The organism is Aquabacterium olei, from assembly GCF_003100395.1.
Lineage (GTDB): Bacteria > Pseudomonadota > Gammaproteobacteria > Burkholderiales > Burkholderiaceae_C > Aquabacterium > Aquabacterium olei.
The window spans coordinates 713,561-738,914 of sequence record NZ_CP029210.1; the positions used below are offsets into that span (position 1 = coordinate 713,561).

22 protein-coding genes and 1 riboswitch are annotated in these 25,354 nt (G+C 69.0%); of the genes, 19 read left to right on the forward strand and 3 right to left on the reverse strand.

Going from position 1 to position 25,354, the window contains the following annotated elements:
• Positions 1-108 precede the first annotated feature (108 nt).
• A complete protein-coding gene (locus DEH84_RS03205) occupies positions 109-987 on the forward strand; it encodes a YdcF family protein (RefSeq protein WP_159098824.1) in 879 nt (292 codons plus the stop codon).
• A gap of 249 nt (positions 988-1,236) precedes the next feature.
• On the opposite strand, the gene DEH84_RS03210 is transcribed toward DEH84_RS03205, so the two are convergent.
• Entirely contained in the window at positions 1,237-2,832 is a 1,596-nt protein-coding gene (locus DEH84_RS03210; protein ID WP_109034716.1) for a UbiD family decarboxylase, read from the reverse strand.
• Between the two features lie 315 nt (positions 2,833-3,147).
• Here DEH84_RS03210 and DEH84_RS03215 point away from each other — a divergent pair, with 315 nt between their 5' ends.
• The 17 genes from DEH84_RS03215 to DEH84_RS03295 all read left to right on the forward strand — a co-directional run bounded on the left by DEH84_RS03215 (position 3,148) and on the right by DEH84_RS03295 (position 21,912).
• Positions 3,148-4,161, forward strand: a complete 1,014-nt coding sequence (locus tag DEH84_RS03215; protein WP_109034718.1) for a lytic transglycosylase domain-containing protein — start codon at positions 3,148-3,150, stop codon at positions 4,159-4,161.
• Between the two features lie 52 nt (positions 4,162-4,213).
• A riboswitch (ZMP/ZTP riboswitch) is annotated at positions 4,214-4,351 on the forward strand.
• Positions 4,352-4,424: 73 nt separating this feature from the next.
• Positions 4,425-5,675 carry a serine hydroxymethyltransferase gene (glyA, locus tag DEH84_RS03220; RefSeq protein WP_109034720.1) on the forward strand — a complete coding sequence of 417 codons (1,251 nt, stop codon included), beginning with the start codon at positions 4,425-4,427 and terminating at the stop codon, positions 5,673-5,675.
• 94 nt (positions 5,676-5,769) lie between these two features.
• Positions 5,770-6,231: a transcriptional regulator NrdR gene (gene nrdR, locus DEH84_RS03225; RefSeq protein ID WP_109034722.1), complete on the forward strand. Its 462-nt coding sequence runs from the start codon at positions 5,770-5,772 to the stop codon at positions 6,229-6,231.
• A gap of 113 nt (positions 6,232-6,344) precedes the next feature.
• Positions 6,345-6,923: a GspH/FimT family pseudopilin gene (locus DEH84_RS03230; RefSeq protein WP_159098825.1), complete on the forward strand. Its 579-nt coding sequence runs from the start codon at positions 6,345-6,347 to the stop codon at positions 6,921-6,923.
• Positions 6,923-7,534, forward strand: a complete 612-nt coding sequence (gene pilV / locus DEH84_RS03235) for a type IV pilus modification protein PilV (protein WP_159098826.1) — start codon at positions 6,923-6,925, stop codon at positions 7,532-7,534. The genes DEH84_RS03230 and pilV overlap by 1 nt, the downstream gene beginning before the upstream one ends.
• Positions 7,531-8,625, forward strand: coding sequence for a PilW family protein (locus DEH84_RS03240; RefSeq protein ID WP_109038187.1), 1,095 nt, complete (start codon positions 7,531-7,533; stop codon positions 8,623-8,625). Before pilV ends, DEH84_RS03240 begins: the two co-directional genes overlap by 4 nt.
• A complete protein-coding gene (locus DEH84_RS03245) occupies positions 8,622-9,320 on the forward strand; it encodes a pilus assembly PilX family protein (protein WP_109034728.1) in 699 nt (232 codons plus the stop codon). The genes DEH84_RS03240 and DEH84_RS03245 overlap by 4 nt, the downstream gene beginning before the upstream one ends.
• Positions 9,321-9,328: 8 nt before the next feature.
• On the forward strand, positions 9,329-14,494 hold the full coding sequence (locus DEH84_RS03250; RefSeq protein ID WP_109034730.1) for a pilus assembly protein: 5,166 nt from the start codon (positions 9,329-9,331) through the stop codon (positions 14,492-14,494).
• Positions 14,494-15,015, forward strand: coding sequence for a type IV pilin protein (locus DEH84_RS03255; protein WP_109034732.1), 522 nt, complete (start codon positions 14,494-14,496; stop codon positions 15,013-15,015). The genes DEH84_RS03250 and DEH84_RS03255 overlap by 1 nt, the downstream gene beginning before the upstream one ends.
• A 22-nt stretch (positions 15,016-15,037) precedes the next feature.
• Complete coding sequence (locus DEH84_RS03260; protein WP_159098827.1) at positions 15,038-15,682, forward strand: hypothetical protein; 645 nt, start codon at positions 15,038-15,040, stop codon at positions 15,680-15,682.
• A 15-nt stretch (positions 15,683-15,697) separates the two neighbouring features.
• Entirely contained in the window at positions 15,698-16,861 is a 1,164-nt protein-coding gene (ribD, locus tag DEH84_RS03265) for a bifunctional diaminohydroxyphosphoribosylaminopyrimidine deaminase/5-amino-6-(5-phosphoribosylamino)uracil reductase RibD (protein ID WP_245932669.1), read from the forward strand.
• Between the two features lie 37 nt (positions 16,862-16,898).
• A complete protein-coding gene (locus tag DEH84_RS03270; RefSeq protein WP_109034736.1) occupies positions 16,899-17,534 on the forward strand; it encodes a riboflavin synthase in 636 nt (211 codons plus the stop codon).
• 89 nt (positions 17,535-17,623) lie between these two features.
• On the forward strand, positions 17,624-18,742 hold the full coding sequence (ribBA, locus tag DEH84_RS03275) for a bifunctional 3,4-dihydroxy-2-butanone-4-phosphate synthase/GTP cyclohydrolase II (protein WP_109034738.1): 1,119 nt from the start codon (positions 17,624-17,626) through the stop codon (positions 18,740-18,742).
• A gap of 60 nt (positions 18,743-18,802) precedes the next feature.
• On the forward strand, positions 18,803-19,267 hold the full coding sequence (gene ribH, locus DEH84_RS03280; RefSeq protein WP_109034740.1) for a 6,7-dimethyl-8-ribityllumazine synthase: 465 nt from the start codon (positions 18,803-18,805) through the stop codon (positions 19,265-19,267).
• Between the two features lie 26 nt (positions 19,268-19,293).
• The gene (nusB, locus tag DEH84_RS03285; protein ID WP_425429003.1) at positions 19,294-19,782 is read left to right on the forward strand and encodes a transcription antitermination factor NusB; all 489 of its coding nucleotides are present in this window, start codon (positions 19,294-19,296) and stop codon (positions 19,780-19,782) included.
• 28 nt (positions 19,783-19,810) lie between these two features.
• Complete coding sequence (locus DEH84_RS03290; RefSeq protein WP_159098828.1) at positions 19,811-21,355, forward strand: serine/threonine-protein kinase; 1,545 nt, start codon at positions 19,811-19,813, stop codon at positions 21,353-21,355.
• 11 nt (positions 21,356-21,366) lie between these two features.
• The gene (locus DEH84_RS03295) at positions 21,367-21,912 is read left to right on the forward strand and encodes a TssQ family T6SS-associated lipoprotein (protein ID WP_159098829.1); all 546 of its coding nucleotides are present in this window, start codon (positions 21,367-21,369) and stop codon (positions 21,910-21,912) included.
• 19 nt (positions 21,913-21,931) lie between these two features.
• Here the strand turns inward: DEH84_RS03295 and DEH84_RS03300 are convergent, their stop codons facing one another.
• Positions 21,932-23,404, reverse strand: a complete 1,473-nt coding sequence (locus DEH84_RS03300; protein WP_245932738.1) for a Ppx/GppA phosphatase family protein — start codon at positions 23,402-23,404, stop codon at positions 21,932-21,934.
• A gap of 166 nt (positions 23,405-23,570) precedes the next feature.
• On the opposite strand from DEH84_RS03300, the gene DEH84_RS03305 reads away from it, so the two are divergent.
• Positions 23,571-24,422: a ZIP family metal transporter gene (locus DEH84_RS03305; protein WP_109034749.1), complete on the forward strand. Its 852-nt coding sequence runs from the start codon at positions 23,571-23,573 to the stop codon at positions 24,420-24,422.
• A gap of 7 nt (positions 24,423-24,429) precedes the next feature.
• Here the strand turns inward: DEH84_RS03305 and DEH84_RS19600 are convergent, their stop codons facing one another.
• On the reverse strand, positions 24,430-25,350 hold the full coding sequence (locus DEH84_RS19600; RefSeq protein ID WP_281262558.1) for a DMT family transporter: 921 nt from the start codon (positions 25,348-25,350) through the stop codon (positions 24,430-24,432).
• Positions 25,351-25,354: the final 4 nt, after the last annotated feature.

The window sequence follows — 25,354 nt, forward strand, 5'->3', positions numbered from 1 at the left end:
GGGCGTTCCCCTTGTCGCGAGGGTGTGTTCGAACGGTGCGACGCCTCCACGGCGGTATCCACGATGACAGAGCCGGTCGGTGAACCAGGCTCGGGAGGTGTGTTTTCCATGACGGACTGGGCTCTTTACAAACCGGTGCTGGCGGCTCTGGCCTTGCCGCCCGTGCCGTTTCTCTTGCTGGTGCTGGTGGGCGCGCGTTTGATCCTGCCGCGGCGTGGGCTGGGCTGGCTGCTGGTGCTGTTGGGCGTGGCCGGGCTGTGGTTCAGCAGTTGCGAGCAGACGGCGTTGTGGCTGCAGAACGGCGCGATGCGCCCCCCGCCCGCGCTGTTTGGTGCGGAGCAGGCCCGGCTGGCATCGCAAGGGCGCCTGTACGCGTCGCAGGCGCGTCGCGCGCCACGTGCCGCGCCAGTGGCGCCAGTGGCGCCACCGGCGGCCATCATCGTGCTCGGTGGGGGCCTCGAGCGGCTTGCGCCAGAGTACGGGGTGGCGGCCCTGTCGGTGGGCAGCGAGCGACGCCTCCACTATGGCGTCTGGCTGAGTCGACAGACGGGCCTGCCCCTCGGTTTCAGTGGGGGCGTGGGCTGGGCCCAGCAAGGCGGGCAGGTGGGGCCGGGTGAGGCCGAGGTGGCGGCCCGCGTGATCGAGCGCGACCATGGCATGCAACTGGTGTGGCAGGAGTCTGGCTCGTCGGACACGCGTGAGAACGCGGCCAGGACGATCGCCATGCTGGCGCCGCAGGGCGTGCAGGAGATCGTGCTCGTCACCGATGCGGTCCACATGCCCCGCGCTCAGCGCGCCTTCATCGAGGCCGCTCGCCGGGCGCTGGTGCAGAACCCGGGTTGGCCGATCATCCGCGTGACGCCCGCACCGGTCGCGTTCTGGCGCCGCGGCGAGCGCCCGGTGCTCGACTGGCTGCCTTCGCGTGACGGGATGGCGCATGTGCGCGAAGTCTCGCGCGAGTGGCTGGGTTGGCTGGCCGGCGCATGACGGAAATCGGCCGCCCCAAATGAGAAACCCCCGGACTAAGCCGGGGGCTGGAGCGGCGCGCGGGCCGTCCGAGGAAAGCACAGAGCGGATTGTCTGCACTTCCCAGAACGCAGTGACTGCGTTCTTTTGGGTGCCTGCATCAAGCAGGTGAAGTCAGATTACGCCCGGTGCGACAGCCACGCAAGCCCTTGTTACACATTGCAGCGCAGCGCGTGAGCTGGGTCTCGAACAGAGGCCGGTCAAGCCGCTTCAAGCGCGGCGCCCCGAGGCCAACACCGCCTCCACCAGTCCGTCCACGCGGCGTTGTACCGCCTCCGGCATGGTGATCGTGCGGCCCCATTCGCGGTGCGTCTCGCCAGGCCATTTGTTGGTGGCGTCCAGCCCCATCTTGCCGCCAAGACCACTCACCGGTGAGGCAAAGTCCAGGTAGTCGATCGGTGTGTTGTCCACCAGGGTCGTGTCGCGCACGGGGTCCATGCGGGTCGTCACGGCCCAGATCACTTCCTGCCAGTCACGGATGTTCACGTCGTCGTCCACCACGACGATGAACTTCGTGTACATGAACTGCCGCAGGAAGCTCCACAGCCCGAACATCAGGCGCTTGCCGTGCCCCGCATAGGCCTTCTTCATGCTGATGATGGCCATGCGGTAGCTGCAGCCCTCGGGCGGCAGGTAGAAGTCGACGATCTCCGGGAACTGCTTCTGCAGGATGGGCACGAAGACCTCGTTCAGCGCCACGCCCAGCACGGCGGGCTCGTCGGGCGGCTTGCCGGTGTAGGTCGAGTGGTAGACCGGGTTGTCGCGGTGGGTGATGCGGTTCACCTCGAACACGGGGAACCAGTCCTGCTCGTTGTAATACCCCGTGTGGTCGCCGAAGGGCCCCTCCAGAGCGTGCAGGTAGCCGCCCTTCTCCTTGAGGGGCACGCCGTGTTCGCTCACACCTTCGAAGCCGGCAGCAGCAGGGGGGATGTGGCCTTCCAGCACGAACTCGGCGGAGGCCGGCACCTGCAGGCGCGCCTCGCCTTCGCCCACGCCGGTGTCCACCACCTCGGTGCGGCTGCCGCGCAGCAGGCCCGCAAACTGGTATTCGCTCAACGAGTCCGGCACGGGCGTGACGGCACCCAGGATGGTGGCCGGGTCCGCGCCCAGCGCCACGGCGATCGGGAAGGGCTGGCCTGGGTTGGCCAGCGCGAATTCGCGAAAGTCGAGCGCGCCGCCGCGGTGGGTCAGCCAGCGCATGATGAGCTGGCGGCGGCCGATGAGCTGTTGTCGGTAGATGCCCAGGTTCTGCCTGCGACGTGGTTGCGGCACGCCTTGCGGCCCACGGGTCACGACCAGGCCCCAGGTCAGCAGCGGCGCGGCATCGTCGGGCCAGCAGTGCTGGATGGGCAGGGTGGTCAGGTCGACATCACTGCCTTCCAGCACCGCCTCCTGGCATGCCGCTCGCCGTACCGAAGCGGGCTTCATGTCCCACAGCGCTTTGGCCATCTGCAGCAGCTTGCCGGCGTCCTTCAGCCCGCGCGGGGGCTCGGGTTCCTTCAGGCTGGCCAGCACGCGCCCGATGTCGCGCAACTCGCTCACGTCCTGCGCGCCCATGCCCAGGGCCACCCGCCTTGGGGTGCCGAACAGGTTGGCCAGAACAGGAATGCGATAGGCCTGAGCCTGCCCCTGGCCCCCCCCCGGCCGAGTGGGCTGATCGAACCAGAGGGCGGGGCCGCCGGCACGCAGCACCCGGTCGCTCAGCGCCGTCATCTCCAGGTGAACGGAAACGGGGTCATGCACGCGACACAGTTCACCCTGGGCCTCGAGGCCCGCCACAAAGTCACGAAGATCGCGGTATTTCATCAGTCGGTGTTATAAGGATTGAATCCGTTATGCTTGACTGGTTATTACAGCGGTGCCTAGAATCCGCCTCCGTTGAACCCGGTGTCTGAATTCTCCGGGTTTCCCCTTGTGCCCCACTGCGGGGTGCAACGCTGCCAGCCCTGGCACACCCCTGCGGTCCACGTTGTTCGGACCGCCCTTCGTGATGGCGACCGCGCACTGCACAGCGCCGCCATCGTCCAGCCGGGGCCATTATCACTGCCGCTCGGGCGCGGCACGGTCTGGCCTTGAGCCTGACGCCGTCGTGTCCCGGGTGCCGGTGTGGAAAGGAGAAACATGACAGCGTTTGATCGTGCAGCGGATGGGCAGGAGCCCTCCGCATGGGTCGGGCCTCAGTGGTTGAAGTCCGTCCGTGCCGCCTCTGGTGGTGTGTCGGGTGCGTTGCGCCTGTTCTTGTCCGATGTGCTGGGCGGCCTGCGCCTGGTGAGTCACAACGCCCTGGCCATGCTGGGGCTGGCCGCGGTGGCGGTGGCCCTGTTCCTGTTCCATCGTCCCGAAGTGCGCCATGAACTGGAAGGTCGGGCGCTGAGCTGGCTCGTCGAGCGGGCCAATGTGCGCCTGGCGAACGCGACCGAGGGCGAGGCGGATGACGGCGCCGCTCTGGTCGAGCTGGCCGAGCCTGAGGCCATCCAGCGCGCCACGGCGGCCAATCCGGCCGAGCTCAATCGCCAGCAGGCCGCGGTGGCTTACTGGATTGCGCGCCGGTACAACGTGGCCCCCGAGCCCATCAGCCGCCTGGTCCAGGAGGCCTGGTCGGTGGGGCAGCGCATGGGGGTTGAGCCCACGCTGGTCCTGGCCGTGATGGCGGTGGAGTCCGGGTTCAACCCGTTCGCCCAGAGCCACGTCGGCGCCCAGGGGCTGATGCAGGTGATGACCGGCGTGCACCATGACAAGTACGCCATTTTCGGCGGCAAGAATGCGGCGTTCGACCCGGTGACCAACCTGCGGGTGGGCGTGCAAGTCTTGAAGGACTGCATCCGGCGTGCCGGCAGCCTGGAGGGCGGACTGAAGTATTACGTCGGCGCCGCCAACCTGGCCGATGACCGTGGATACGGCGCCAAGGTGCTCGCAGAGCAGACCTACCTGCGTCAGGTGGCCAATGGCCGCTCGGTGCCTGTGATGGCGCCGCTGCCCCAGGCCACGGTGCAGGCCGCCACCCCGGCCGCGTCGCCTGCGGTGACGGTGGTGCCGACGGCCGCCCCGGCCGGGGCCTCGGGCGTGGCGCCGGCCGCCAGCGACACCCCCGCGGTTCCGCATCGCCCAGAGCAGGTGGCCTTGCTGGTGCATTGACCCGACTGGCCGGCCCCCGGCTGGCGGGCTTGGCTGCCCTCCGCTACAATCAAACCCGCTGCGCAACTGGCGATACACGGCGGGTTTTTCGTTTCCAACAACGACCCGCCTGAGGTGGTGAACCACCGGGAAGCGCGGCCGGCTGGCTCGTAAGGGCCACGCCGATGTGCCGTTCGCCTGGGCAGCCCTCACGCCGACCACCAGCCCCGTCCGGGCCGGATCGGGCCGCGGGTCTTCAACTCCATGAAGAGGACTGCCAAGTCATGTTTGACCGCGCCAAGCACACCATCGCCAACGTCGATCCCGAACTGTTCGCCGCCATCCAGGCCGAGAACACCCGTCAGGAAGACCACATCGAGCTGATCGCCTCCGAGAACTACACCTCGCCGGCGGTGATGGAAGCCCAGGGCTCCCAGCTGACCAACAAGTACGCCGAAGGCTATCCCGGCAAGCGCTACTACGGTGGCTGCGAGCACGTCGACGTCGTCGAGCAACTGGCCATCGACCGCCTGAAGCAGCTGTTCGGCGCCGAATTCGCCAACGTCCAGCCGAACTCCGGCTCGCAGGCCAACCAGGCCGTGTTCTTCGGCCTGCTGCAACCCGGCGACACCATCATGGGCCTGAGCCTGGCTGAAGGCGGCCACCTGACCCACGGCATGCCGCTGAACATGTCGGGCAAGTGGTTCAAGGTGGTGTCGTACGGCCTGAACGCCCAGGAAGACATCGACTATGACGCGATGGAAGCCCTGGCCCGTGAGCACAAGCCCAAGCTGATCATTGCCGGTGCCTCGGCCTTCGCCCTGCGCATCGATTTCGAGCGTTTCGCCAAGATCGCCAAGGAAATCGGCGCCTACTTCATGGTGGACATGGCCCACTACGCTGGCCTGATCGCCGCGGGCGTCTACCCGAACCCGGTACCCCACGCCGACGTGGTCACCTCGACCACGCACAAGAGCCTGCGCGGCCCGCGCGGCGGCATCATCCTGATGCGCTCGGAAGAAATCGCCAAGAAGATCAACTCGGCCATCTTCCCCGGCATCCAGGGCGGCCCGCTGATGCACGTCATCGCCGGCAAGGCCGTTGCCTTCAAGGAAGCCATGTCGCCCGAGTTCAAGGCCTACCAGCAGCAGGTGGTGAAGAACGCCGCCGCGCTGGCTGAGACGCTCACGAAGCGCGGTCTGCGCATCGTTTCGGGCCGCACCGAGAGCCATGTGATGCTGGTCGACCTGCGCCCGAAGAACCTGACGGGCAAGGAAGCCGAAGCCATCCTGGGCGCCGCGCACATCACCTGCAACAAGAACGGCATCCCGAACGACCCGCAGAAGCCCATGGTCACCTCGGGCATCCGTCTGGGCTCGCCGGCCATGACCACCCGTGGTTTCAAGGAAGAGCAGGCCGTGGCCGTGGGCAACCTGATCGCCGACGTGCTGGACAACCCGCATGACGAGGCCACCATTGCCCGCGTGCGCGAGCAGGTGTCGGCCCTGACTCGCCAGTTCCCGGTCTACCGTTGAACCGCGCGCGCATGCGTGCCTGAATGAAAGCCCGGCGCGGACCGCGAGTCCCCGCCGGGTTTTTTGCATCCGACTGCCAGAAAGACCCATCCCGATGCGTTGCCCTTTTTGCGGACACCACGACACCCAGGTTGTGGAAACGCGTGACTCGGACGAAGGCGACTCCACCCGCCGGCGCCGCAGATGCCAGTCCTGCGACAAGCGCTTCACCACCTACGAGCGCGCCGAGATCGAGCTGCCGGCCATCGTCAAACGTGACGGTCGCCGTACCGACTTCGACCGTGCCAAGCTGAAGGCCTCGCTGATGCTGGCGCTGCGCAAGCGGCCGGTGGGCGCCGAATCCGTCGAGTCGGCCATCGAGGCCATCGAGGCCCGCTTGCGCCAGTCGGGCGACAAGGAGGTGACGTCGACGCAGCTCGGCGAGTGGGTGATGAAGGAGCTGCGCCGGCTGGACAAGGTGGCCTACGTGCGCTTTGCCTCGGTCTACCGCAGCTTCGACGACGTCAGCGAGTTCGTGGCCGCCATCAAGGAGACCGGGAAGAAACCTACCCCTTGAGTGAAGGGGCGGGGGCCTCATCCCGTCGTCTGCGGGCCCCCTGAGCGACAGACGGCATGCCGCGCCGGACGAGCGGCGTTGTGAACTTTGTCACGCCGGATATATTCGCTTGCATGAAAATGCAAGGGAAGGGGCGTCGCGAAATCGGGGTGACGCTGGTCGAACTGGTCATCACCGTCTCGGTGCTGTCCATCCTCGTGGCGGTGGCCGCGCCGGCTATCGGGCAGTTCGTGGCGCGCAGTGCCATGCAGGGACTGCAGAACGACTTCACCAGCGCGATGAACCGTGCGCGGCTGGATGCCATCAGCCGCAACACCTGCGTTTCCGTGTGCCCGCTGTCGAGCAGCACGGCCAACACCTGCGAGGCCACGGCCGCCAATCAGGGCAACTGGCATCAGGGCTGGATCACCTACGTCAACGCCGCCTGCGGCGCCGTCCCAGCCGGTGGGCCAGCCGCTGCCGACATCATCGCGGTGCGCGAACCGGGCGCTGCGCGCTACACCCTGATCGACCAGGGCGGCAGCCCGCCTGCACAACACACCTTCAGTGCCCGCGGCCTGTTGCGGTGGTCGGGCCGCACGCTGACGCTGGCCGACACCGGCCAGGCCGACAGCCCCCATGCCCGATGCCTGCGCCTGAGCATGCAGGGGCGTCTGATGGCCGAGATGCCTGCAAGCGGAGGAGGCTGCTGATGGCGCGATGGAGCACACCCGGCGGCCGTCGGCGGGCGATGCACGGTGCCACGCTGATCGAGGTGCTGGTGGCCTTGCTGATCGTGGCCCTGGGCATGGTGAGCATGGCGGCGCTGCAGTCTGCCACCCTGAAGTACCAGCGCGGATCCAGCCAGCGCGCGCTGTTGTCGGTGCTGCTGTCGGACTATGCCGAGCGTGTGCGCGCCAACCTCGATCAGGCCCCTGGGGTGGTGGCCGCATCGCCCTACCTGCATGCGGTGAACTGGTCGACCCAGGCGGCATCGGCGGTGAGTGCCGCGGCCCGCGATTGCGCGACGGAGACCTGCGATGCCGCGCAATTGGCGGCCTATGACATGGCGCAGTGGCGCGCCTCGGTGCGCCGCAGCCTGCCGCTGGGCGCGGTGTTCGTGCAGGGCACGGCAGCGCGCGGCCTGACAGTCACTTTCATGTGGGCCGACAAGGAACTGACCGGTGCCGGCGGCACGCTCGGGGCGGCGGCCGCCAGCACCGCCGCGGCCGGCGAAGCCGCGCTCGCGTCGGCCAGCCGCTGCCCGGCCGCTGCAGGGGCCGCAGTCGGCGTGCGCTGCGCCAACTTCACGGTGATGCCATGACGATCACGCTTCAAGGCGGCACGCGCCGCAAGTCCCGGGGCCTGACCCTGGTCGAGCTGATGGTGGCCATGGTCATCGGCCTGGTGGTGGTGCTGGTGGCCGCACGGCTGTTTGTCGGCACGCGCAGCACGCAGAAGGGCACCGATGACGAGGCTGCGCTGTTCGAGACCGGCCAGCTCGTGCTCGAGTTGCTGGGCCGGGAGGTCAGCAACGCCGGCTTCTACCCTGTGGTCAGCGTCGAGCCGACGCCGACGGGCGGCGTGCCGTCCAGCAATGTGCTGGCCACGTACGACACCGCGGTGGCCGGCCTCAACGGGGGCGTGGTGCCGGCCGCCTATCTGCATGGCCTGTACGGCTGTGCCGACGGCAAGCTCAACGCCACCCTCAGCGGCTGTTCGGCCAATGGGGCAGGGGATCCGAGCGGTTCGGACACGCTGGTCGTTTCCTACTTCACCAACGACGCGTTCTCGCTGAACGTCGGGCACCGTGCCGATTGCAGCAACACCAACGTGGGCGACGACCCGCTGTACAACGCTGGCCGTGCGGGCACGGTCACCACGGTCAATGCATCGGGCGTGGCGGTCACGTCGGCTCGTGGCACCACCGGCCTCGCGCCGACGGCGCCCTTGCTGGTGGCCAACCGCTACTTCCTGCAGTCCATGCGCTACGTTGACGAGCGAGGCAGCACGGTGAACACCTTCGTGCTGTCATGTCAGGGCAATGCCGGCGGCGCCGCGGTGCCGCTGGTGCCCGGGGTCTTGCAGTTCACGGCGCGCTACGGGGTGCTGTCGGATGACAGCCTGCGCCCGCAGCAGTACCTGACGGCCACGGGCGTCAACGGGCTCACGGCGCTCACGCTGGCCGACGGGCGCGTGTTCCAGCCGTGGCAGCGCGTGGTGTCGGTGCGGCTGTGCGTGATGGTGCGCTCGACCGCGGCCACCCGCTTCCGCGATGGCGGCACGGGCGCCGCCAGCGTGACCGACTGCAACGGCACCGCAGTCACCCCGCCCACCGGGGTGAGCTACCGGACCTTCACCCAGGTGTTTGGCGTCAAGAACCGCCAGCTCCGCACCGTGGACCTGCCGCTGTGATCATCCGCCATCCTTCCATCCAGCGTTCCCGGGGGCCTTCCCACCTGGCCGTGGTTCGTTACCAGCGCGGCGTGGCGCTCGTCGTGGCGCTCGTGTTCATCGTCGCCCTGGCCGGCATCGCCTTGTTGAGTGCGCGCTCGGCGTTGATGGGCGAGTCGGTGTCGCGCAACCAGCTCGACATCCAGGTGGCCCGCCAGTCTGCCGAGGCCGCCTTGCGGGATGCCGAGAAGGACCTGCTGCTGCCTTCTGGCAGTGCGCCAGCCGGCGCGGTGTGTCCGCGCGGGGATGATCGACCGGTGCTCAACCAGATCGCCCGCTTCAGCACGGCATGCCGGCGCGGGCAGTGCAGCCTGTCGGACAGCGCCCGCCTGGCCGCCGACTTCTCGACCGCCTCGCCCACCTCTGTCGGAGAGGCCTGGTGGCCGGTCGCGCAAGGCGGCCAGTGGAACAACACGGTGGCCACGAAACCATCTCGCGGCAGCGCAGGCACGTGTGCCAACTTCGACGGTGCGGTGCCCCTGGGCACGTTCACGGGCACCGCGGCGATTTCCGGTGTGGCGCGCCAGCCTGAATACCTGATCGAGCCGATCCGCCGCGGCGAGTCCTTCTTCTTTCGCATCACGGCCCGCGGCTTCGGCTACCGGCTCGGCACCGAGGTGGTCCTGCAGAGCTACTTCCTCGTGCCGCCACTGTGAGCCCGACCATGCACCTGTCCTCTTCCCCTGCCATGCTTGCGCACGCTGTTCTTCGTCTGGGTCGCCGCGCGGTGTTCGCGCTGGTTGCGGTGTCTGCCGGTTGCTGGCTGGCCGCCCAGGCACAGACGACGGTGTCGTCGTACTTCGCTTCCACGCCGCTGTCGGCCTATCCACCCAATGTGGGCTACGGGGTGGGCGGGCCCATGATGATGCTGACCGCATCGCGTGACCAGTCGCTGTTCTCGCCGATCTACACCGACTACGAGGACATCGACGGCGACGGGGTCGACGATTACACCTTCAAGCCGACGTTCCGTTACTACGGCTATTTCGATCCGGTGAAGTGCTACAGCTACAACGCGTCGCATGCCGGGGGCGCGCGCTTCGAGCCGGCCATCGCGGTGGCGAGCACCACCACGCACGCGTGCCCGACGACGGGGAGTTACTGGAGCGGCAACTTCCTGAACTGGGCCACGATGACGCGCATCGACGTGGTGCGCAAGATGATGTACGGGGGCTTCCGCCGGGAGGACACGTCGACCGACACCACGCTCGAGATGGCGCAGATGTCGCAGGACGCGCACTCGTTCGTGAAGTACTACGCCGGCTCGGACGTTCGCAACTACACCCCGTTTGCCTTCGACACGGATCTGGCTCGCGCGGGGCTCACCATCTGCAGCCGCAGCACGCAGAACAGCGACCCGACGGCAAGCTCACCCGGTGCGCCTGTCATGCGTGTGGTCAAGGGGAACTACAGCCTGTGGGCGACCATTCCCGGCACTGTGTGCCGATGGAGTTCGGAGTTGAGCGGGTTCAGCTTCGGTGCGAAGGCCACCGCGTTCTACACGAAGTACGGCCCCAACCAGGGCGTGTCGACCACCGATCCGACGGCACACCGCTCGAGCCTGCCGACGCTGTCCACGAATGGCGCCACCTACAGCTCGGGCGGGACGACCGTGGGGCCGGAACTGGCCATCCGCGTCAAGGTGTGCAACGCCAGCCTGCTGGGCAGTGAGCGCTGTCAGGCTTACGGCACGGCGGCCTCGCCGGTGCTCAAGCCAGTGGGCCTGCTGCAGGAGTTCGGCACGACGCGCAGCACCACGCAGGCCCCGCGCGCGGAGTTCGGCCTGATCACCGGCAGCTATGACTCCAACCTGCGCGGCGGGGCGCTGCGCAAGAACATCGGCTCGCTCAACGACGAAATCGACCCGGCCACCGGGCGTTTGTGCCACCGCATGCCCGCCACCGGCCGGCCCAGCACCTGCGGCACGGGCGGCATCCTCGCATCGTTCGATGCGATCCGCCTGTATGACACTGGCAACTACGGCGCCACGAAGCCGTCCGGCTCCGGCGACTGGGTGCACCCCAGCGTGGTGGGCAATGGCAACTTCGCCTCCTGGGGCAACCCGATGTCGGAGATGGTGGTGCAGGCCCTGTCCTACCTGGCCGGGCAGGACGTGGCCAACCCCACCTCGACCACCCGGGACGCGGCCGTCGGGCTGCCGACCGGTGTGACACGCCGCGACCCCTTGAACGACGACCTGACCGACGCCGTTTCGGGCTTGACCCGCAAGGCGCTGTACGGCCGTGGCATCTGCCGCGCCAGCAACCTGCTGGCGATCTCCAGCGGCACGATGAGCTACGACACGGACGAGTCGGGTGGCACCGAAGATGTCTATGAGTTGTTCTCCCGCTTTGGCAGCCTGAACGGCTTGTCGGGCCAGACCTTGGCACGCCTGACCGACCAGATCGGCAGCCACGAGGGCATCAACGGGACATCGCGTTCGGTCGGCTCGAACGCCGGGGCCTATGGCGAAGACTGCACGGCCAAACCCATCGGGGCAGGCAACGTCGTGGGCGGCGCCTACTCCGCAGGCCTGGCCGGTGTGGCCGGGGTCTGCCCCGAAGCGCCCGGCATCAAGGGCAGCTACCTGGGTGCCGGCGCCGCGTTCTACGCCAACACGCGCGCCATCCGTGAAGTGGGTGGGGGCGGTCGCACCACCGAGTTGAACGCCGCCACGGGCGGTACCGTGCTGCAAAGCCGCCTGCCGGCGACGGCCCTGCGCGTCAAGACCTACGCTGCCTCGCTGGCCGGTGGCGTGGCGCGCATCGAGGTGCCCATTCCCGGCACGTCGCGCAAGGTCTACATCACGCCGGAGAGCTCGTGGAACCACGGGGTCGCCGAGGGCCTGATTCCGGGGGCGATGCTGACCTTCCGGTCCATCTACTCGAGCTCGGATTCCGGCGCCTATGTGGTCACCTGGAACGACACCCAGTTCGGTGGCGACTACGACATGGACCTGGTCGGTTTCATCCGCTGGCGGCTCACCCCCGCCGCGGGTGGGGCGTATGACCTTGAAGTCCTGACCGACGTGCTCAACCACAACGCCGGCGCGCAGGGCTCGCATGGCTTCAGTGTGATCGGGGCCGACGCACCGCCCAGCACGAGCTACCGTGGGGACGGCCGTTACCTCACGCATGGTTCGAACGGCTGGCAATCGGCCGGAACGTGTGCGAGTGCAACGCGCGGCACGGCCTTGTTTGCCACCCGCTGTAACTTCGTCGACCAGGGCATGCCCACGACGACGAGCACCAGCAGCCCGACACCGGACGGCTATGCCTGGCCCACCGGTGTGTCGATCGGGGGGGGCGCCAAGCAGACGGTCGGCTTCATCGACGACACCACCGCGCCGCTGACCACCACGGCCCGCACGCTGTTCCGTGTGTCGAGCGGGGTGGACGCCGTGACGCTGCGCGATCCCCTCTGGTACATGGCCAAGTACGGCAGCTTCGACACCGGCGAGACCGCGTTTGCGGCCTCGACATCGACCATGCCGCAGACCCGGACGGGCACCACCGCGGTGAACTGGGACAAGGAAAACAACAATGGCCAGGCTTGTGCGAGCGGCACGGTGTGCTCCGACGGCGAGCCGGACGGCTACTTTCTGGCCCGTCGGCCCGAGCTGCTCGAGGCCCGGCTGCGCGTGCTGCTCGAAAAGATCGTTCAGAACAGCAACGCCTCGCCCGCGGTGTCGTCGGCCCAGCTGGTCAATGGCAGCTACAAGTTCGTTGCCGAGTTCAACGCGAAAACGCTCAATGGCACGGTGAAGGCCTACCAGCTGGTCAATGGCGACTTCGCAACGACCGAAACCTGGGACGCTGGCAAGAAGCTGACGGCGGCCTCGGGGGCCGGGACGCGGCAGGTCATCACCAACCAGGTCAATGCGGCCGGGGTGGCGCAGGGCATGCCCTTCACGGTGACCGCCATCAACGCCTCGCCGGCGGCGAGCCCGGGCGCCACGCCGTTCTACAAGATTGCGCTGGGTGGTGGCGACACCACCGCGCTGCGCACCCGCGCCGACAAGCTCGTGCGCTATGTGCGCGGCGGGCGGAGCGACGAGCGCACCGTGTTCCGCGGCCGCGATGAATCGAATCTGATGGGCGCGGTCGTCAGCTCGTCGCCGTGGCTGCAGGATGCCAAGTCGGCGGCCCGCTTCATGGACACCGATTTCCCGAGCGGCACGCCGTCGTACAGCAGCTTTGCCAATACCAAGGCGTCGCGCAACAGCCTGCTCTGGGTGGGCGCGCAGGATGGCATGCTGCACGGCTTCCGGGCCACCACGGGCGAGCCGGTGCTGTCCTACGTGCCCAGCCCGGTGGTGGCCCAGCTCAGTGCCGCCTTTGACGTGAGCAACACGGGCGCCACGCCCCTGGTCGACGGCAGCCCGTTCACCGGCGATGTGCTGGTCGGCAGCGGCACAGCGGCCACCTGGCGCACCTACCTGTACGGCAGCCTCGGTCGGGGCGGCATGGCCGTGTTTGCGCTGGACGTCACCGACCCGTCGACGCTCAACGAAGCCCAGGCCAGCAACGTGTTCAAGTGGGTGTTTTCCGCGCAGGACGACGCCGACCTGGGGCACGTGCTGATGGAGCCGCAGCGGCACAACGCATCGGGCCAGGCCACACCGCTGGTCCGCCTCAACTCCGGTGGTTTCGGCGTGCTGGTGCCCAACGGCTATCGCTCGGCGAACGGTCGGGCGGCGTTGTTCATCCTCGATGCGGCCGGGCCCGGGTCGACGGGCTGGAAGGACAGCGCCGGCAACCCGCAGGCCTATCGCAAGCTGCTGACGGCGGCCAGCGACACCGACAACGGCCTCATGGGGCTGACCTGGGTGGACCTCGACAACAACACCACGGCCGACATCGTCTACGCGACGGACCTCAAGGGGCAGGTGTGGAAGTTCGACATCCGCTCCAGTGACCGCGCGCAATGGCGCAGTGCGTTCCTGGATGCGAGCAGCGTCGCTGTTCCGTTCTTCCGCGCGGTGGACGCTGCCGGCGCGGCGCTGCCCATCACCACATCGCCGATCGTGAGCTTCCCGAGCTTTGGCGGCACGCTGGTCAGTTTCGGCACCGGGCGGGCGATCGAGTCGAGCGACTTCCCGCGCAGCACCGTCACCCATCGGTTCTTCACCGTGTGGGACAGGGGCCGCTACGAGGGCGACCAGGTCTATCCGCCGGCTGCGGACAGCACGCCCCGCGCGCTGCCGGGTACGGGCACCCGCACGGTGGGCAGCACGGCATTCCTCGAGCGCCTGCTGGTGCGTGACCCCACCACGGGCTCCATCTACCTGGCGCGCCGGGTGGGGGCGAACGTGGTGCCTGTGGGATCGACCGAGGTCGCTTCGGGCTTCGACCCGAGCACCCATGACGGCTGGTTCTTCGACTTCCCCACGGGGGGCGAGGCCGTGATCGCCTCCCCGGTGAACCGGCAGACCTTCATGCTGTTCACCACTGTGCGGCCAGCCGGTGACGAGTCGCAATCGTGCAGCGTGGCCCCGTTGGCCTCGGTGTATGCGCTCAGCCCGGTCTCGGGTTTGCCGGTACCGGGGCTCTTCCGGCAGGTGAACATCACCAACGCCGACGGCACCACGACCACGTCGGTCAACCCCTACGGCGTGGACAGCAACGACCAGCGCGTGATCAACGTGAGCGACGGCTCAGTGCGCAAGGTGTGCACCGACGGCACCTGCGTGACGGATGCCACCTCGGTGTGCCCGCCGGGCAAGATGAAGACGCGCCGGCTGGGCGCCAGCACGGACGCCAACATGTGTGCGCCAGCGAACCAGCTGCGCATCCAGTGGCGTGAAATTCCGGGAATGAGGACCCAGTGATGTTGCCTTGCAGTGAGACTCTTCGGCACCGGCTGCCGCATCGCACGGGCGTTGCGGCCGGCTTCACCCTCATCGAGCTGATGATCACGGTGGCCGTGGTGGCCATCCTGTCTGCGGTGGCTTACCCGGCCTACACCGAGCATGTGGCCAAGGGCCATCGTACCCAGGTGAAAACGCAGATGGTGCTGGCGCAGCAATGGATGGAGCGCTTCTACAGCGACACCTACCGCTACGACCAGAACACGGCGGGCAATGCGGTGGCGGGCCTGTTTGCCGCGCAACCCTTCAGCACCAGCCCGCCAGCAGGCGAGGGCGCCACAGCCTACACCCTTGCCGTGGCCGTCGCGGCCGATGGCCAGTCCTACACCTTGACCGCCACGCGGGCCGCCGGCGGACCGATGTCGGCCGACCCCTGCGGGAACCCGACACTCACGGGCAAGGGCGTCAAGGGTGTGGCGGCGTCCACGTACGGCACGCGGTATGCCGATGCAGCGGCGGCCGTGGCGGCCTGCTGGCGTTGACGGGCAGGCGGTGGCGCTGCCCATGAGCACCGCCGTGGCGTCGATGCGGCCGGTGCACGTGGCGAGCAGGCGCACCTTGGTCGCCATTGTGGTCGGTGTGTGCCTGGCGCATGTCGCCGGGTGGTGGGCCTGGCGCACGGGGCCCACGCAGTTGGCGCACCGCGCGGCACAGGTCGCGCCAGGCTGGCAGGTGCGGATGGTGGCCAGACCAGCCGATCGCGGCGCGGACGACGCCGGGCTGCCCGCTGCGGGGCTGGCCCCGTCTCAGGCGTTGGCGCGGGTGCCTCACCGTGTGCCAGACGCCCTCCCCGAGAAGCCGGCAACGGCCGCGGCATCCGGCATCGTTCCTGCACCCGGCTGGCACCCTACGGCCTTTCGTCCCGCACACGAACTTGATGTGGCGCCCACCCCGGAAACGGACTGGTGGCTTGACGAAGCCTTGCTTCAGCAGCAGGGGCGGGCCCGCCTCACCATCGCGCTGTGGGTGTCCGCCCAGGGGCAGATCGTGCGATGGCGCCTGCTGCACGCTGAACCACCGGGCGAATGGGCGGCCCTGGCCCTGACCCGCCTGCCCCAGACCCCGATGCGCCCCGGGCAGTGGCACGGCCAGCCGCAGGCGGCTCACCTCGTGATAGAAATTGCGTCCGACGACGAGTCCTATCGCTGACACGTCGCCGGCTGTATGGGACGTATCGCGAAAGGCGGGCAGGTGGACGATTTCGAAGGCATGGCGCTGGCGCTGGCTGAAGGGCGCAAGGCGCTGTGGCGCTCGGCGCCCAACCCTCCGGTGGGTTGCGCCCTGGTGCGCGACGGGCAGGTGATCGCCACGGGCCACACGGCCGAAGTGGGCGGGCCGCACGCCGAGGCCACCGCGCTGGCCGACCTCCATGCGCGCGGCGCCCACGCCCGCGGCGCCACGGCGTATGTGACGCTCGAACCCTGTTCTCACCATGGGCGCACGCCGCCGTGCGCCGACGCCCTGGTCCGCGAGGGCGTGGCGCGCGTGGTCGTGGCCCTCGCCGATCCGAACCCGCTGGTGGCCGGCCGCGGTGTCGAACGCCTGCGGGCCGCCGGCATCGACGTGACCCTGCTGCCGCCCGACCACCCGCAGGCCCGGGCTGCCCGCGACACCATGATCGGTTTCCTCTCGCGCATGGTGCGCCAGCGCCCGTGGGTGCGCATGAAGATTGCCGGCTCGCTCGACGGCCGCACGGCCCTCGACAATGGCGAGAGCCAGTGGATCACCGGCCCGGACGCACGCGCCGATGGCCACGCCTGGCGCGCCCGCGCCTCAGCGGTGATGACGGGTGTCGGCACGGTGCTGGACGACGACCCTCGCCTGGATGTGCGCGCCGTGCAGACGCCGCGCCAGCCCTGGCGCGTGGTGCTCGACACCCACTGGCGCACCCCCCCGGGCAGCCGCCTGCTGCAGTCGCCCGGCACGGCGCTGGTGTACGGCGCGACGGCGCAAGGGCCGGAGGCGGCCGCCGCCATGGCGCGCCGGCAGGCCCTGGTCGATGCAGGGGCGACCGCCATCGACGCGCCAACGGGCGCGGACGCCCGGCCCGACCTCGCCTGGGTGCTGGCCGACCTCGCCGCGCGCGGTGTCAACGAACTGCATCTGGAAGCGGGCGCCCGACTCAACGCCAGCGTGATCCAGTCCGGTTGGGTCGACGAGTTTTTGCTGTATCTTGCGCCGAAGCTGATCGGTCCGGGCCGCGCGCTGGCCGACCTGCCCCCGCTGGCCCGACTGGCCGACGCGACCACGCTGCGCTTCGTTGACGTGGCCCTGGTGGGCGACGACCTGCGCGTCGTGGCCCGCCCGCCCGGCCGAGACCTGTTCTGACCGGCCCCATCACCAACCGCACACCGACTTCATCACCATGTTCACCGGCATCATCACTGGCGTGGGCCAGATCGTCGACTCCCAGCCGCTCGGCCACGCGCCCGAGCACGGCCGCCGCCTGACCCTGCAGACCCCCGGCGGCTACCTGGACGGCGTGGGCCTGGGTGACAGCATCGCCATCAACGGTGCCTGCATGACGGTCACCTCGTTCGACGTGGCCGCTGGTCGCTTCACGATCGATGTGTCGGCCGAGAGCCTGGCGCGCACGGCGGGCCTCGACACGCTGGGCCCCGTGAACCTGGAGCAGGCCCTGCGCTCGCACGACCGTCTGGGCGGCCACATCGTCACCGGCCACGTCGATGGCGTGGGCCGCGTGGCCGTGTTCGAGCCGGTGGGGGAGTCATGGCTGCTGCGCATCCACGCGCCGCGCGAACTGGGTCGCTTCCTGGCCTACAAGGGTTCGATCACCGTCAATGGGGTGAGCCTCACGGTCAACCGTGTCGAAGACCTGCCCGACGGCCAGACCGCCTTCGACATCAACCTCATTCCGCACACCATCGCCAACACCGCGCTGGGCGCACTCAAGGCCGGCAGCCCGGTCAACCTCGAGGTCGACCTGATTGCCCGCTACGTCGAGCGCATGCTGTCGTCGGATGGCAAGCTGGCGGGCTGAACGCCATTCAAGTTCGGCGCCTTTGATTTCAGCGGGGAGAACCGGGCGTTTTCCCGGAAACGCCACGGCGCCCCCTCTACAATGTCCAGATGCCGATTTCCCCGATTCCCGAGCTGATTGCCGAACTCGCCGCCGGCCGCATGGTCATCCTCGTTGACGAAGAGGACCGCGAAAACGAAGGCGACCTGGTGCTGGCGTCCGACCACGTCACCCCCGAGGCAATCAACTTCATGGCCAAGTACGGCCGTGGCCTGATCTGCCTGACGCTGACCCGCGAGCGCTGCGAGCGCCTGCAGCTGCCGCCCATGGCCACGCGCAACGGGACCAAGCACGGCACCGCCTTCACCGTGTCGATCGAGGCCACCGAAGGCGTGACCACCGGCATCTCGGCCGCCGACCGTGCCCGCACCGTGCAGGCCGCCGTTGCCCGCGACGCGAAGCCGACCGACCTGGTGCAGCCCGGCCACATCTTCCCGCTGCAGGCCCAGGATGGCGGCGTGCTGATGCGCGCCGGTCACACCGAAGCCGGCTGCGACCTCGCCGGCATGGCCGGCCTCACGCCCTCGTCCGTGATCTGCGAGATCATGAACGACGACGGCACCATGGCCCGCCTGCCGGACCTCGAAGTCTTTGCGCAGCAGCATGGGCTGAAGATCGGCACCATCGCCGACCTGATCCAGTACCGCAGCCGCAACGAATCGCTGATCGAGCGCCTCGGCACCCGCACCCTGGCCACGCCGGAAGGCGAGTTCGAGGCCCAGGTCTTCCGCGACCGCACCGGCGCAACCCACCTGGCGCTGAGCGTCGGCAGCTGGGGCCCGGACGACGAGGTGCTGGTGCGTGCGCACGAGCCCTTCTCGGCACTTGACTTCCTCGACGCCGGCAACTGCGGCCACGCCTGGCCGCTGCCCAAGGCGTTGGGCACCGTGCGCGAAGCCGGCCGCGGTGTCATCGTGCTGCTCAACGCGGGCGATGACAACGAGCGCCTGCTGGGCCGCCTGCTGCCCGACCCGCAGGCCGCCCGTCCCAAGACCCCGGTCGACCTGCGCACCTATGGCGTGGGCGCCCAGATCCTGCGTGCCCTGGGCGTGCAGAAGATGCGCCTGCTGGGCAACCCCCAGCGGCTGCCGAGCATGATGGGCTACAACCTGGAGGTCGTCGGTTTCATGAAGGCCGACGGCAGCCAGCACCCCATGCCCGGACACTGACCTCGCGCGGTATCCCTCGCTCTTTTCACCTTCACTTTTCGCTCTTTACGGAATCCCACCATGCAAGGCGCTGACAAAGGACAAGCCGGCCGGCTCGATGGACACGATCTGCGTGTCGGCATCGTCCAGGCCCGCTTCAATGACGAACTGACCTCCCGGCTGGCCGAGGTCTGCATCGCCGAGCTCGAGAAGCTCGGCGTGGTGCGCAAGCACATCCAGCACGTGACCGTGCCGGGCGCGCTCGAGGTGGCGGTGGCCCTGCAGGCCATGGCCGACAGCGAGCGCTTCGACGCCCTCGTGGCGCTGGGCTGCATCATCCGCGGCGAAACCTACCACTTCGAACTGGTGGCCAACGAGAGTGGCGCCGGCGTGACCCGCGTCAGCCTTGACCATCACGTGCCCATCGCGAACGCCATCCTGACGGTCGAGAACCTCGCCCAGGCCGAAGCCCGCATTGAAGAGAAGGGCCGTGATGCGGCCCGTGTTGCCGTCGAGATGGCCAACTTGCTGGATGACCTGCTGTGAGCGCCCCGTCTGACACCCCCAAGCCGCTGGAAGGCCGTCCTGCCCGCAAGGGCGGCGTGCCTGGCCGTGACCGTGCCAAGTCTTCGCGCCGCCGCGCACGCGAGTTCGCCCTGCAGGGGCTGTACGAGTGGCAGATCAATGCACGCGATCCGGGCGCCATCGACGCCCACGTGCGCGAGCAGGACGACTTCGCCAAGTGCGACCGCGCCCACTACGACGCGCTGCTGCACGGCTGCATCGAGCAGCGCGTGCAACTGGATGCAACGCTGCTCAAGTTTCTGGATCGTCCGGTCGAAGAGTTGTCGCCGGTCGAGCATGCCGTGTTGTGGGTGGGCGCGTACGAGCTGACGCACTGCCTGGAAGTGCCGTACAAGGTCGCCATCAACGAAGCGGTCGAACTGGCCAAGACCTTCGGGGGGACTGACGGCCACAAGTACGTCAACGGCGTGCTGGACCACCTGGCGCCGGATCTCCGTCCGGAGGAAGTCAAGGCCGCGCGCTCCGGTTCCCGCTGAGGGCGCGCACGCAGGAGATCGCCGTTCCGTGTCCACGTCGCCGAGCCGCCCCGCGCTGAACGCGCCACTCGACCTCGACCTGGACGCGCCGGCGGACGACGACCGCGACACGGTGGCCGAGACCCGGCCCCTGCCCGACCCCACGCCCTCGGAGCGGACGCCCGAACGCCCGGACCTGTTGCCCAGCATCGGGCACATCGGCCGATACGCGCTCAAGTACGTGATCGGCGAAGGCGGGCTGGGCACGGTCTACGCGGCCTATGACCCGCTGCTGTCGCGGCTGATTGCCATCAAGACGCTGCACGTCGACCTGCCGCAGGCCGACCGGGCGCAGTTCGATGCGCTCTTTCTGAACGAGGCCAAGGCGGCCGGCAGCCTGAACCACGCCCACATCGTCACCGTGTACGACGCCGGTGCCAGCGAGCGCGGCCCCTACATCGCGATGGAGCTGCTCAAGGGCAAGGACCTGCGGCAGCTGCTGCAGATGGGCTGGCAGCCCTCGCCCATTCAGGCCGCGCTGATCGTGAGGCGGGTGGCCGATGCGCTGAGTTACGCGCACCACAAGGGCGTCATCCACCGCGACATCAAGCCGGCCAACATCTTCATGGTCGGCCGCACCCAGCCACGCGTGCTGGATTTCGGCATCGCCCGCATCCGGCAGGTGGAGTCGCTGGCCCAGCGCGACGATCCGCAGAGCCGCTTCCAGGACATCGCCGGGGGCTCGCCGTACTACATGGCGCCCGAACAGATGCGCCGTCTGCCGGTTGACCGCCGCGTGGATGTCTACGGTCTGGGAGCGGTGCTGTACGAGCTGCTGACGGGCCGGCGGGCCATTGCGGGCGACACGCTGGAGGCCATCACCGATGCGGTGCTGAACGGTCCCCGCGAGCCGGTGCGTGCCGTGAACCCCGCCGTGCCCCAGGCGCTGTCGGGCATCGTCGAGCGCGCGATGGCGCGGGATCCGGATCAACGCACACGGTCGGCCCGGCGGCTGGCTCAAGAGCTGCGTGACTGGCTCGAGATCGCCGAGCGGGCCCAGGAAGGGCTGGCCGGCCATGGTGACGCCGCCTTGCCGAAGATCGGGCGAGACGCCGCCCGGGAAGCCCGTTCCGGCGGCACACGACCGCATCGGCGCCTGCTCGGCGGTGTGGTGGCGGTGGTTGGCGCCGCAGCCGTGGCCGGCTGGTGGATGAGCTCGACCCCGACCGCCCGGCGTGTCGCCGCATCCCAGGTGGCCGCGGTGTCATCGACGCCACCCCCCGCACGGGCGGCTGTCGCTGAATCGCGCTCGCTCCCGCCGCTCGCTGCGCCCCCACCCGCGTCCGCGGCCGTGGCGACCTCCGGTCCGGTGGAGGCGGCGGACACGACCCCGGGCACCGTCCGTCTCGCCATCAGCCCCTGGGGCGAGGTGGCGGTGGACGGCGAGGTCAAGGGCGTCACGCCCCCGCTGAATCAGCTGAAGCTGGCGCCCGGCCGGTACACCGTCACGATCCGCAACGGCGAGGCGCCCGTTTTCCGGCAGACTGTCGAGGTGCAGCCCGGTCGTGAGCTGCGCATCCGCCACAAGTTCTGACCCCACACACCATGAAGTCTGTATCAAGCCGTCGTCCCCAGGGAGGGGCCGTGTCCGCATGGGCGCGCCACGCGCGCTGGCTGACCGTGCCGGCCTTGCTGGCGCTGGTCGCCTGCCAGAGCGGGCCGACCCGTCCGGGCGTGGACCCGGGCGCGCCGCCTGTGTTGACGTCGGCCACCCCGACGGCAGCGGCCGCCCCGGCCTCACCGCCGCCCGCTGCGCCTGTTGCCCTGCCTGCGGCGGAGCAGGCCCTGGCGCAAGGGGTGCGCTCGTACCAGGGCGGCAAGTACGCGATGGCCGAAGTGCAGCTCAAGCTGGCACTGAAAGAAGGCCTGGCCGCGTCGGCAGACCGTGCCAGCGCACACAAGCACCTGGCGTTCATCTACTGCACCAGCCAGCGCGAGAAGCTGTGCCTGGACGCTTTCAAGGCTGCCCGGGCCGCGGACCCGGCCTTCGCGCTGAGCAAGACCGAGTCGGGTCACCCGATGTGGGCGCGCACGTACCAGCGTGCCATGGCAGAGACGCGCCCGCGCGCAGCTCGCAAGACGGCGCGCTGAGCGCCGTCCCGAAGCAGGCTCAGTCCACCAGCGCGATCTCGAACTTGCGGTCGCCCTGACGGGCCCAGCGCAGGGCCTCTTCGTTCAGCAGGTGCAGCGTGCGCGGGTGTTGCTCGGCCCAGCGGCGCGACAGCATCAGGCGCGTGCGCGTACGGCCATGCCGCAGGGCCGCCACTTCTGTCGGCAGGTCGACCCGTGCATGGTGCAGGATCAGCGCCAGCCTGAGGCACAGCACCTGGTTCATCAACGCTGTGTCGTGCAGGAACTCGGCGAGCTTGATCAGTTCGCCGCGCTGACCCAGCACCAGCGTGGCCAGCCGCCGCAGCTGCGATTGCGAGAAGCCCGACGCATCCACATGGCCCAGCAGGTAGGCGCTGTGCCGGTGGTGGTCGTGGTGAGACACCATCATGCCGATCTCGTGCAGGGCGGCGGCCCAGCCCAGTTCGCGCACGTCTTCGCCGTCGCCGGATGTCTGGCCTTCCCGCAGGCTGCCCCACAGTTGCAAGGCGCGCTGGCGCACCCGTTCGGCCTGCAGTGCGTCGACCTGGAAACGTTGCTGCAGCTCGCGCACCGAGCTGTCGCGCGGGTCGGGCAGGCGGTGGTTGCGCGCGGCCTCCACGCGCTCTTCCAGATCGAAGATCACGCCCTGGCGCAGCGCGCCCTTGGCCGGTCGCAGCGCCTCGATGTCGAACTGCATGGCCAGCGTGTAGAGGATGCTCAGGCCGCCACCCAGCACCGCCTTGCGCTCGGGCTTGAGCCCCGGCAGGTTGAGTGCGTCCTGGTGGCCGGCCTCGATGCAGCGCGAGATGCACCAGCGCAGCGCGTCGGCCGTGATCGTGCCGTCGGTGATGCCGTTGGCCGCCAGGATCTGCGAAACCGCACCCACGGTGCCCGATGAGCCGAGCGCCTCCTGCCACTGGTCACGCTGGAACAGCGTCAGCGCCTCTTCCAGTTCCGCCCCGGCGGCAATCTGCGCAGCCCGGAAGGCCTCGGCCGTGTAGCGCCCCTGCGGAAAGTGCTGGAGCGACAGGCTCACGCTGCCCACGCCGAAGGATTCGGTGCGCTGCGGGGTGCGGCCGTGGCCCAGGATCATCTCGGTGGAGCGCCCGCCGATGTCGATCACCAGACGGGGCAGTTCGCTGGCCTGCAGGCGCGCCACGCCCTGGAAGATCAGCCGGGCTTCTTCGCGGCCGGAAATCACCTCGATCGGGTGGCCCAGGACCAGGTTGCCGCGTTGCAGAAAGGCATCACGGTTGCGGGCCTCGCGCAGCGTCTGCGTCGCCACGGCCCGCACCTGCCACGGGGCAAAGCCCTTGAGGCGCTGCGCAAACAGCGCCAGGCAGGCCAGGCCACGCTGCGTCGCTTCTTCGGTCAGCAGGCCACGGGCGTCCAGTCCGGCGCCCAGGCGCACCGTTTCCTTCAGGTAGTCGACCCGCTTGTAGCGTCCCTTGCTCAGCTCGGCAATCTCGAGCCGGAAGCTGTTGGAGCCCATGTCGATGGCGGCCAGCAGATGGGGGAAGCGGCTGGTTTCAAGGGTGCCCTGGCCCTTGGCCGTCTTGGTGCGCAGCAGTGTGTCCATCGGCGTATTGTCCTCCGACTGCATGACAGTCCCGCCGAGGCGGCCGGGGCGGTGTTGACAGGTTTGCTAGGATCACTGGATGACCCTGTTTTACATCGTCGCTGTCACCTTCCTCGGCGGCGTGATCTCTGTCGGCCTGGCCGCGGCCGTGTCGGCGCCCTTGCTGGGCCTCATCGTCCGTCACCTGGTCAGCCTGTCCACAGGGGTTCTGCTCGGCACGGCCCTGCTGCATGTTCTGCCTGAAGCCTTCGAAAGCGACGTGGCACCGCACTCGCTGTTCCTCACGCTGCTGGGCGGGTTGATGTTCTTCTTCCTGCTGGAGAAGGCCGAGCTGTACCGCCACGGTCACCACCACGAGCACGACGACCACGACCATCACCACGGGTTCGATGCCGAGCAGGCCGGGCGCGGTGGCTGGAGCGTGCTCATCGGCGACAGCATCCACAACTTCTGTGATGGCGTGCTGATCGCGGCCGCCTTCCTGGCCGACCCGCACATCGGCGCGGTCACCGCCCTGGCCATCATCGCGCACGAGATCCCGCAGGAAGTGGGCGACTACATCGTGCTGGTCAACGCGGGCTTTTCACGCATGCGGGCGCTGACCTACAACATGATCTCGGGCCTGGCGGCGGTGGTGGGCGGCGTGCTGGGCTACTTCCTGATCGCGCCGTGGCAGGCCTATCTGCCTTACATGATGGTGGTGGCGGCCAGCAGCTTCATCTATGTCGCCGTGGCCGACCTGATCCCGCAGTTGCAGAAGCGTCTGCACTGGCGGGACACCGCCTTGCAGATCGTGTGGCTGGCGGTGGGGCTGGGGATGATCGGCCTGATCGTCAGCGGCCTGCACGAACAGGGCCATGGCACGGGCCACGCGCACACGCCGGACCACGCGCACGAGCCCGCTCCGGCCGAGCAGACCCCGGCGCGCTGAACCCGCCTCAGCGTCGTGCTTTCAGGGGCGCGCTGGCCTGAGTGGCCCCGATGCCGGCCAGCACGATGAGCGCCATGCCGAGCACCGCGATGCCATGCACCGGATCGTCGAACAGCAGCACGCCCAGGACGAAGGCGTGCGCAATGCCGAGGTACTGCAGGCTGGCCATCGCCAGCGCGTTGCCCCGCGCATAGGCCCGCGTCATGCAGACCTGGGCCAGTGTGGCGAACAGGCCGGTGCCCAGCAACCACATCAGCGTGGTGCCGGTGGGCGGTGTCCAGCCGTGCCCCTGGTACAGCAGTTCGACGGCGCTGATGAGCAGGCCCGACACCGCACCGAACACCGAGAAGTAGAAGACGACCCGCACCTCGGGCTCGCCCGCGCGGCCCAGGCTGGCGACTTGGAAATAGGCGGTGGCCGACAGCGTGCCCGAGACCAGCCCGACCAGGCCGGGCAGCCACAGGTCACGCTCGATGGTGGGCCGCAGCACCAGCGTCACCCCAAGGAAGCCGATGGCGACGGCCGCGAGCAGCGGCATCGGCACGGCGGGAGCGGCCTGGCCTCGCCAGCGGCGCCACGCCACCTGCAGCACCAGAAACACCGCCATCCACACCGAGGACATGTAGTTCAGCGTGACCGCGGTGGACAGCGGCAGCGTGCCCAGCGTGTAGAACCACATGGCCAGCGCCGAGACGCCCGAGGCCCCGCGCTGCAGGTGCAGCATCGGAACGGCGGTGCGCAGGTTCAGGCCCGTGCGCCACGCCAGCAGCCCCATCAGCACCGCGCCCACACCCCCACGAAAGAAAACGACCTCCCCGGTGGAGGCCGTCTGGGAGGCCATCTTCACGCAGACGCCCATCAACGCGAACAGCACGGTCGCCGTGACCATGAGCCACGGCGCCGACAGGCGGTTGAAGGCGGCGCGCAAGGGC

What these genes read in the sequence shown, in the direction of transcription:
- DEH84_RS03205 (WP_159098824.1), top strand. Translation starts at nt 109, where the DNA reads ATGACGGACTGGGCTCTTTACAAACCGGTGCTGGCGGCTCTGGCCTTG.
- DEH84_RS03305 (WP_109034749.1), top strand. Translation starts at nt 23,571, where the DNA reads ATGACCCTGTTTTACATCGTCGCTGTCACCTTCCTCGGCGGCGTGATC.
- DEH84_RS03295 (WP_159098829.1), top strand. Translation starts at nt 21,367, where the DNA reads ATGAAGTCTGTATCAAGCCGTCGTCCCCAGGGAGGGGCCGTGTCCGCA.
- ribH (WP_109034740.1), top strand. Translation starts at nt 18,803, where the DNA reads ATGCAAGGCGCTGACAAAGGACAAGCCGGCCGGCTCGATGGACACGAT.
- DEH84_RS03260 (WP_159098827.1), top strand. Translation starts at nt 15,038, where the DNA reads ATGAGCACCGCCGTGGCGTCGATGCGGCCGGTGCACGTGGCGAGCAGG.
- DEH84_RS03215 (WP_109034718.1), top strand. Translation starts at nt 3,148, where the DNA reads ATGACAGCGTTTGATCGTGCAGCGGATGGGCAGGAGCCCTCCGCATGG.
- DEH84_RS03270 (WP_109034736.1), top strand. Translation starts at nt 16,899, where the DNA reads ATGTTCACCGGCATCATCACTGGCGTGGGCCAGATCGTCGACTCCCAG.
- ribD (WP_245932669.1), top strand. Translation starts at nt 15,698, where the DNA reads ATGGGACGTATCGCGAAAGGCGGGCAGGTGGACGATTTCGAAGGCATG.
- DEH84_RS03210 (WP_109034716.1), bottom strand. Translation starts at nt 2,832, where the DNA reads ATGAAATACCGCGATCTTCGTGACTTTGTGGCGGGCCTCGAGGCCCAG.
- pilV (WP_159098826.1), top strand. Translation starts at nt 6,923, where the DNA reads ATGGCGCGATGGAGCACACCCGGCGGCCGTCGGCGGGCGATGCACGGT.
- glyA (WP_109034720.1), top strand. Translation starts at nt 4,425, where the DNA reads ATGTTTGACCGCGCCAAGCACACCATCGCCAACGTCGATCCCGAACTG.
- DEH84_RS03300 (WP_245932738.1), bottom strand. Translation starts at nt 23,404, where the DNA reads ATGGGCTCCAACAGCTTCCGGCTCGAGATTGCCGAGCTGAGCAAGGGA.
- DEH84_RS03240 (WP_109038187.1), top strand. Translation starts at nt 7,531, where the DNA reads ATGACGATCACGCTTCAAGGCGGCACGCGCCGCAAGTCCCGGGGCCTG.
- DEH84_RS03255 (WP_109034732.1), top strand. Translation starts at nt 14,494, where the DNA reads ATGTTGCCTTGCAGTGAGACTCTTCGGCACCGGCTGCCGCATCGCACG.
- ribBA (WP_109034738.1), top strand. Translation starts at nt 17,624, where the DNA reads ATGCCGATTTCCCCGATTCCCGAGCTGATTGCCGAACTCGCCGCCGGC.
- nrdR (WP_109034722.1), top strand. Translation starts at nt 5,770, where the DNA reads ATGCGTTGCCCTTTTTGCGGACACCACGACACCCAGGTTGTGGAAACG.
- DEH84_RS03230 (WP_159098825.1), top strand. Translation starts at nt 6,345, where the DNA reads ATGAAAATGCAAGGGAAGGGGCGTCGCGAAATCGGGGTGACGCTGGTC.
- DEH84_RS03250 (WP_109034730.1), top strand. Translation starts at nt 9,329, where the DNA reads ATGCACCTGTCCTCTTCCCCTGCCATGCTTGCGCACGCTGTTCTTCGT.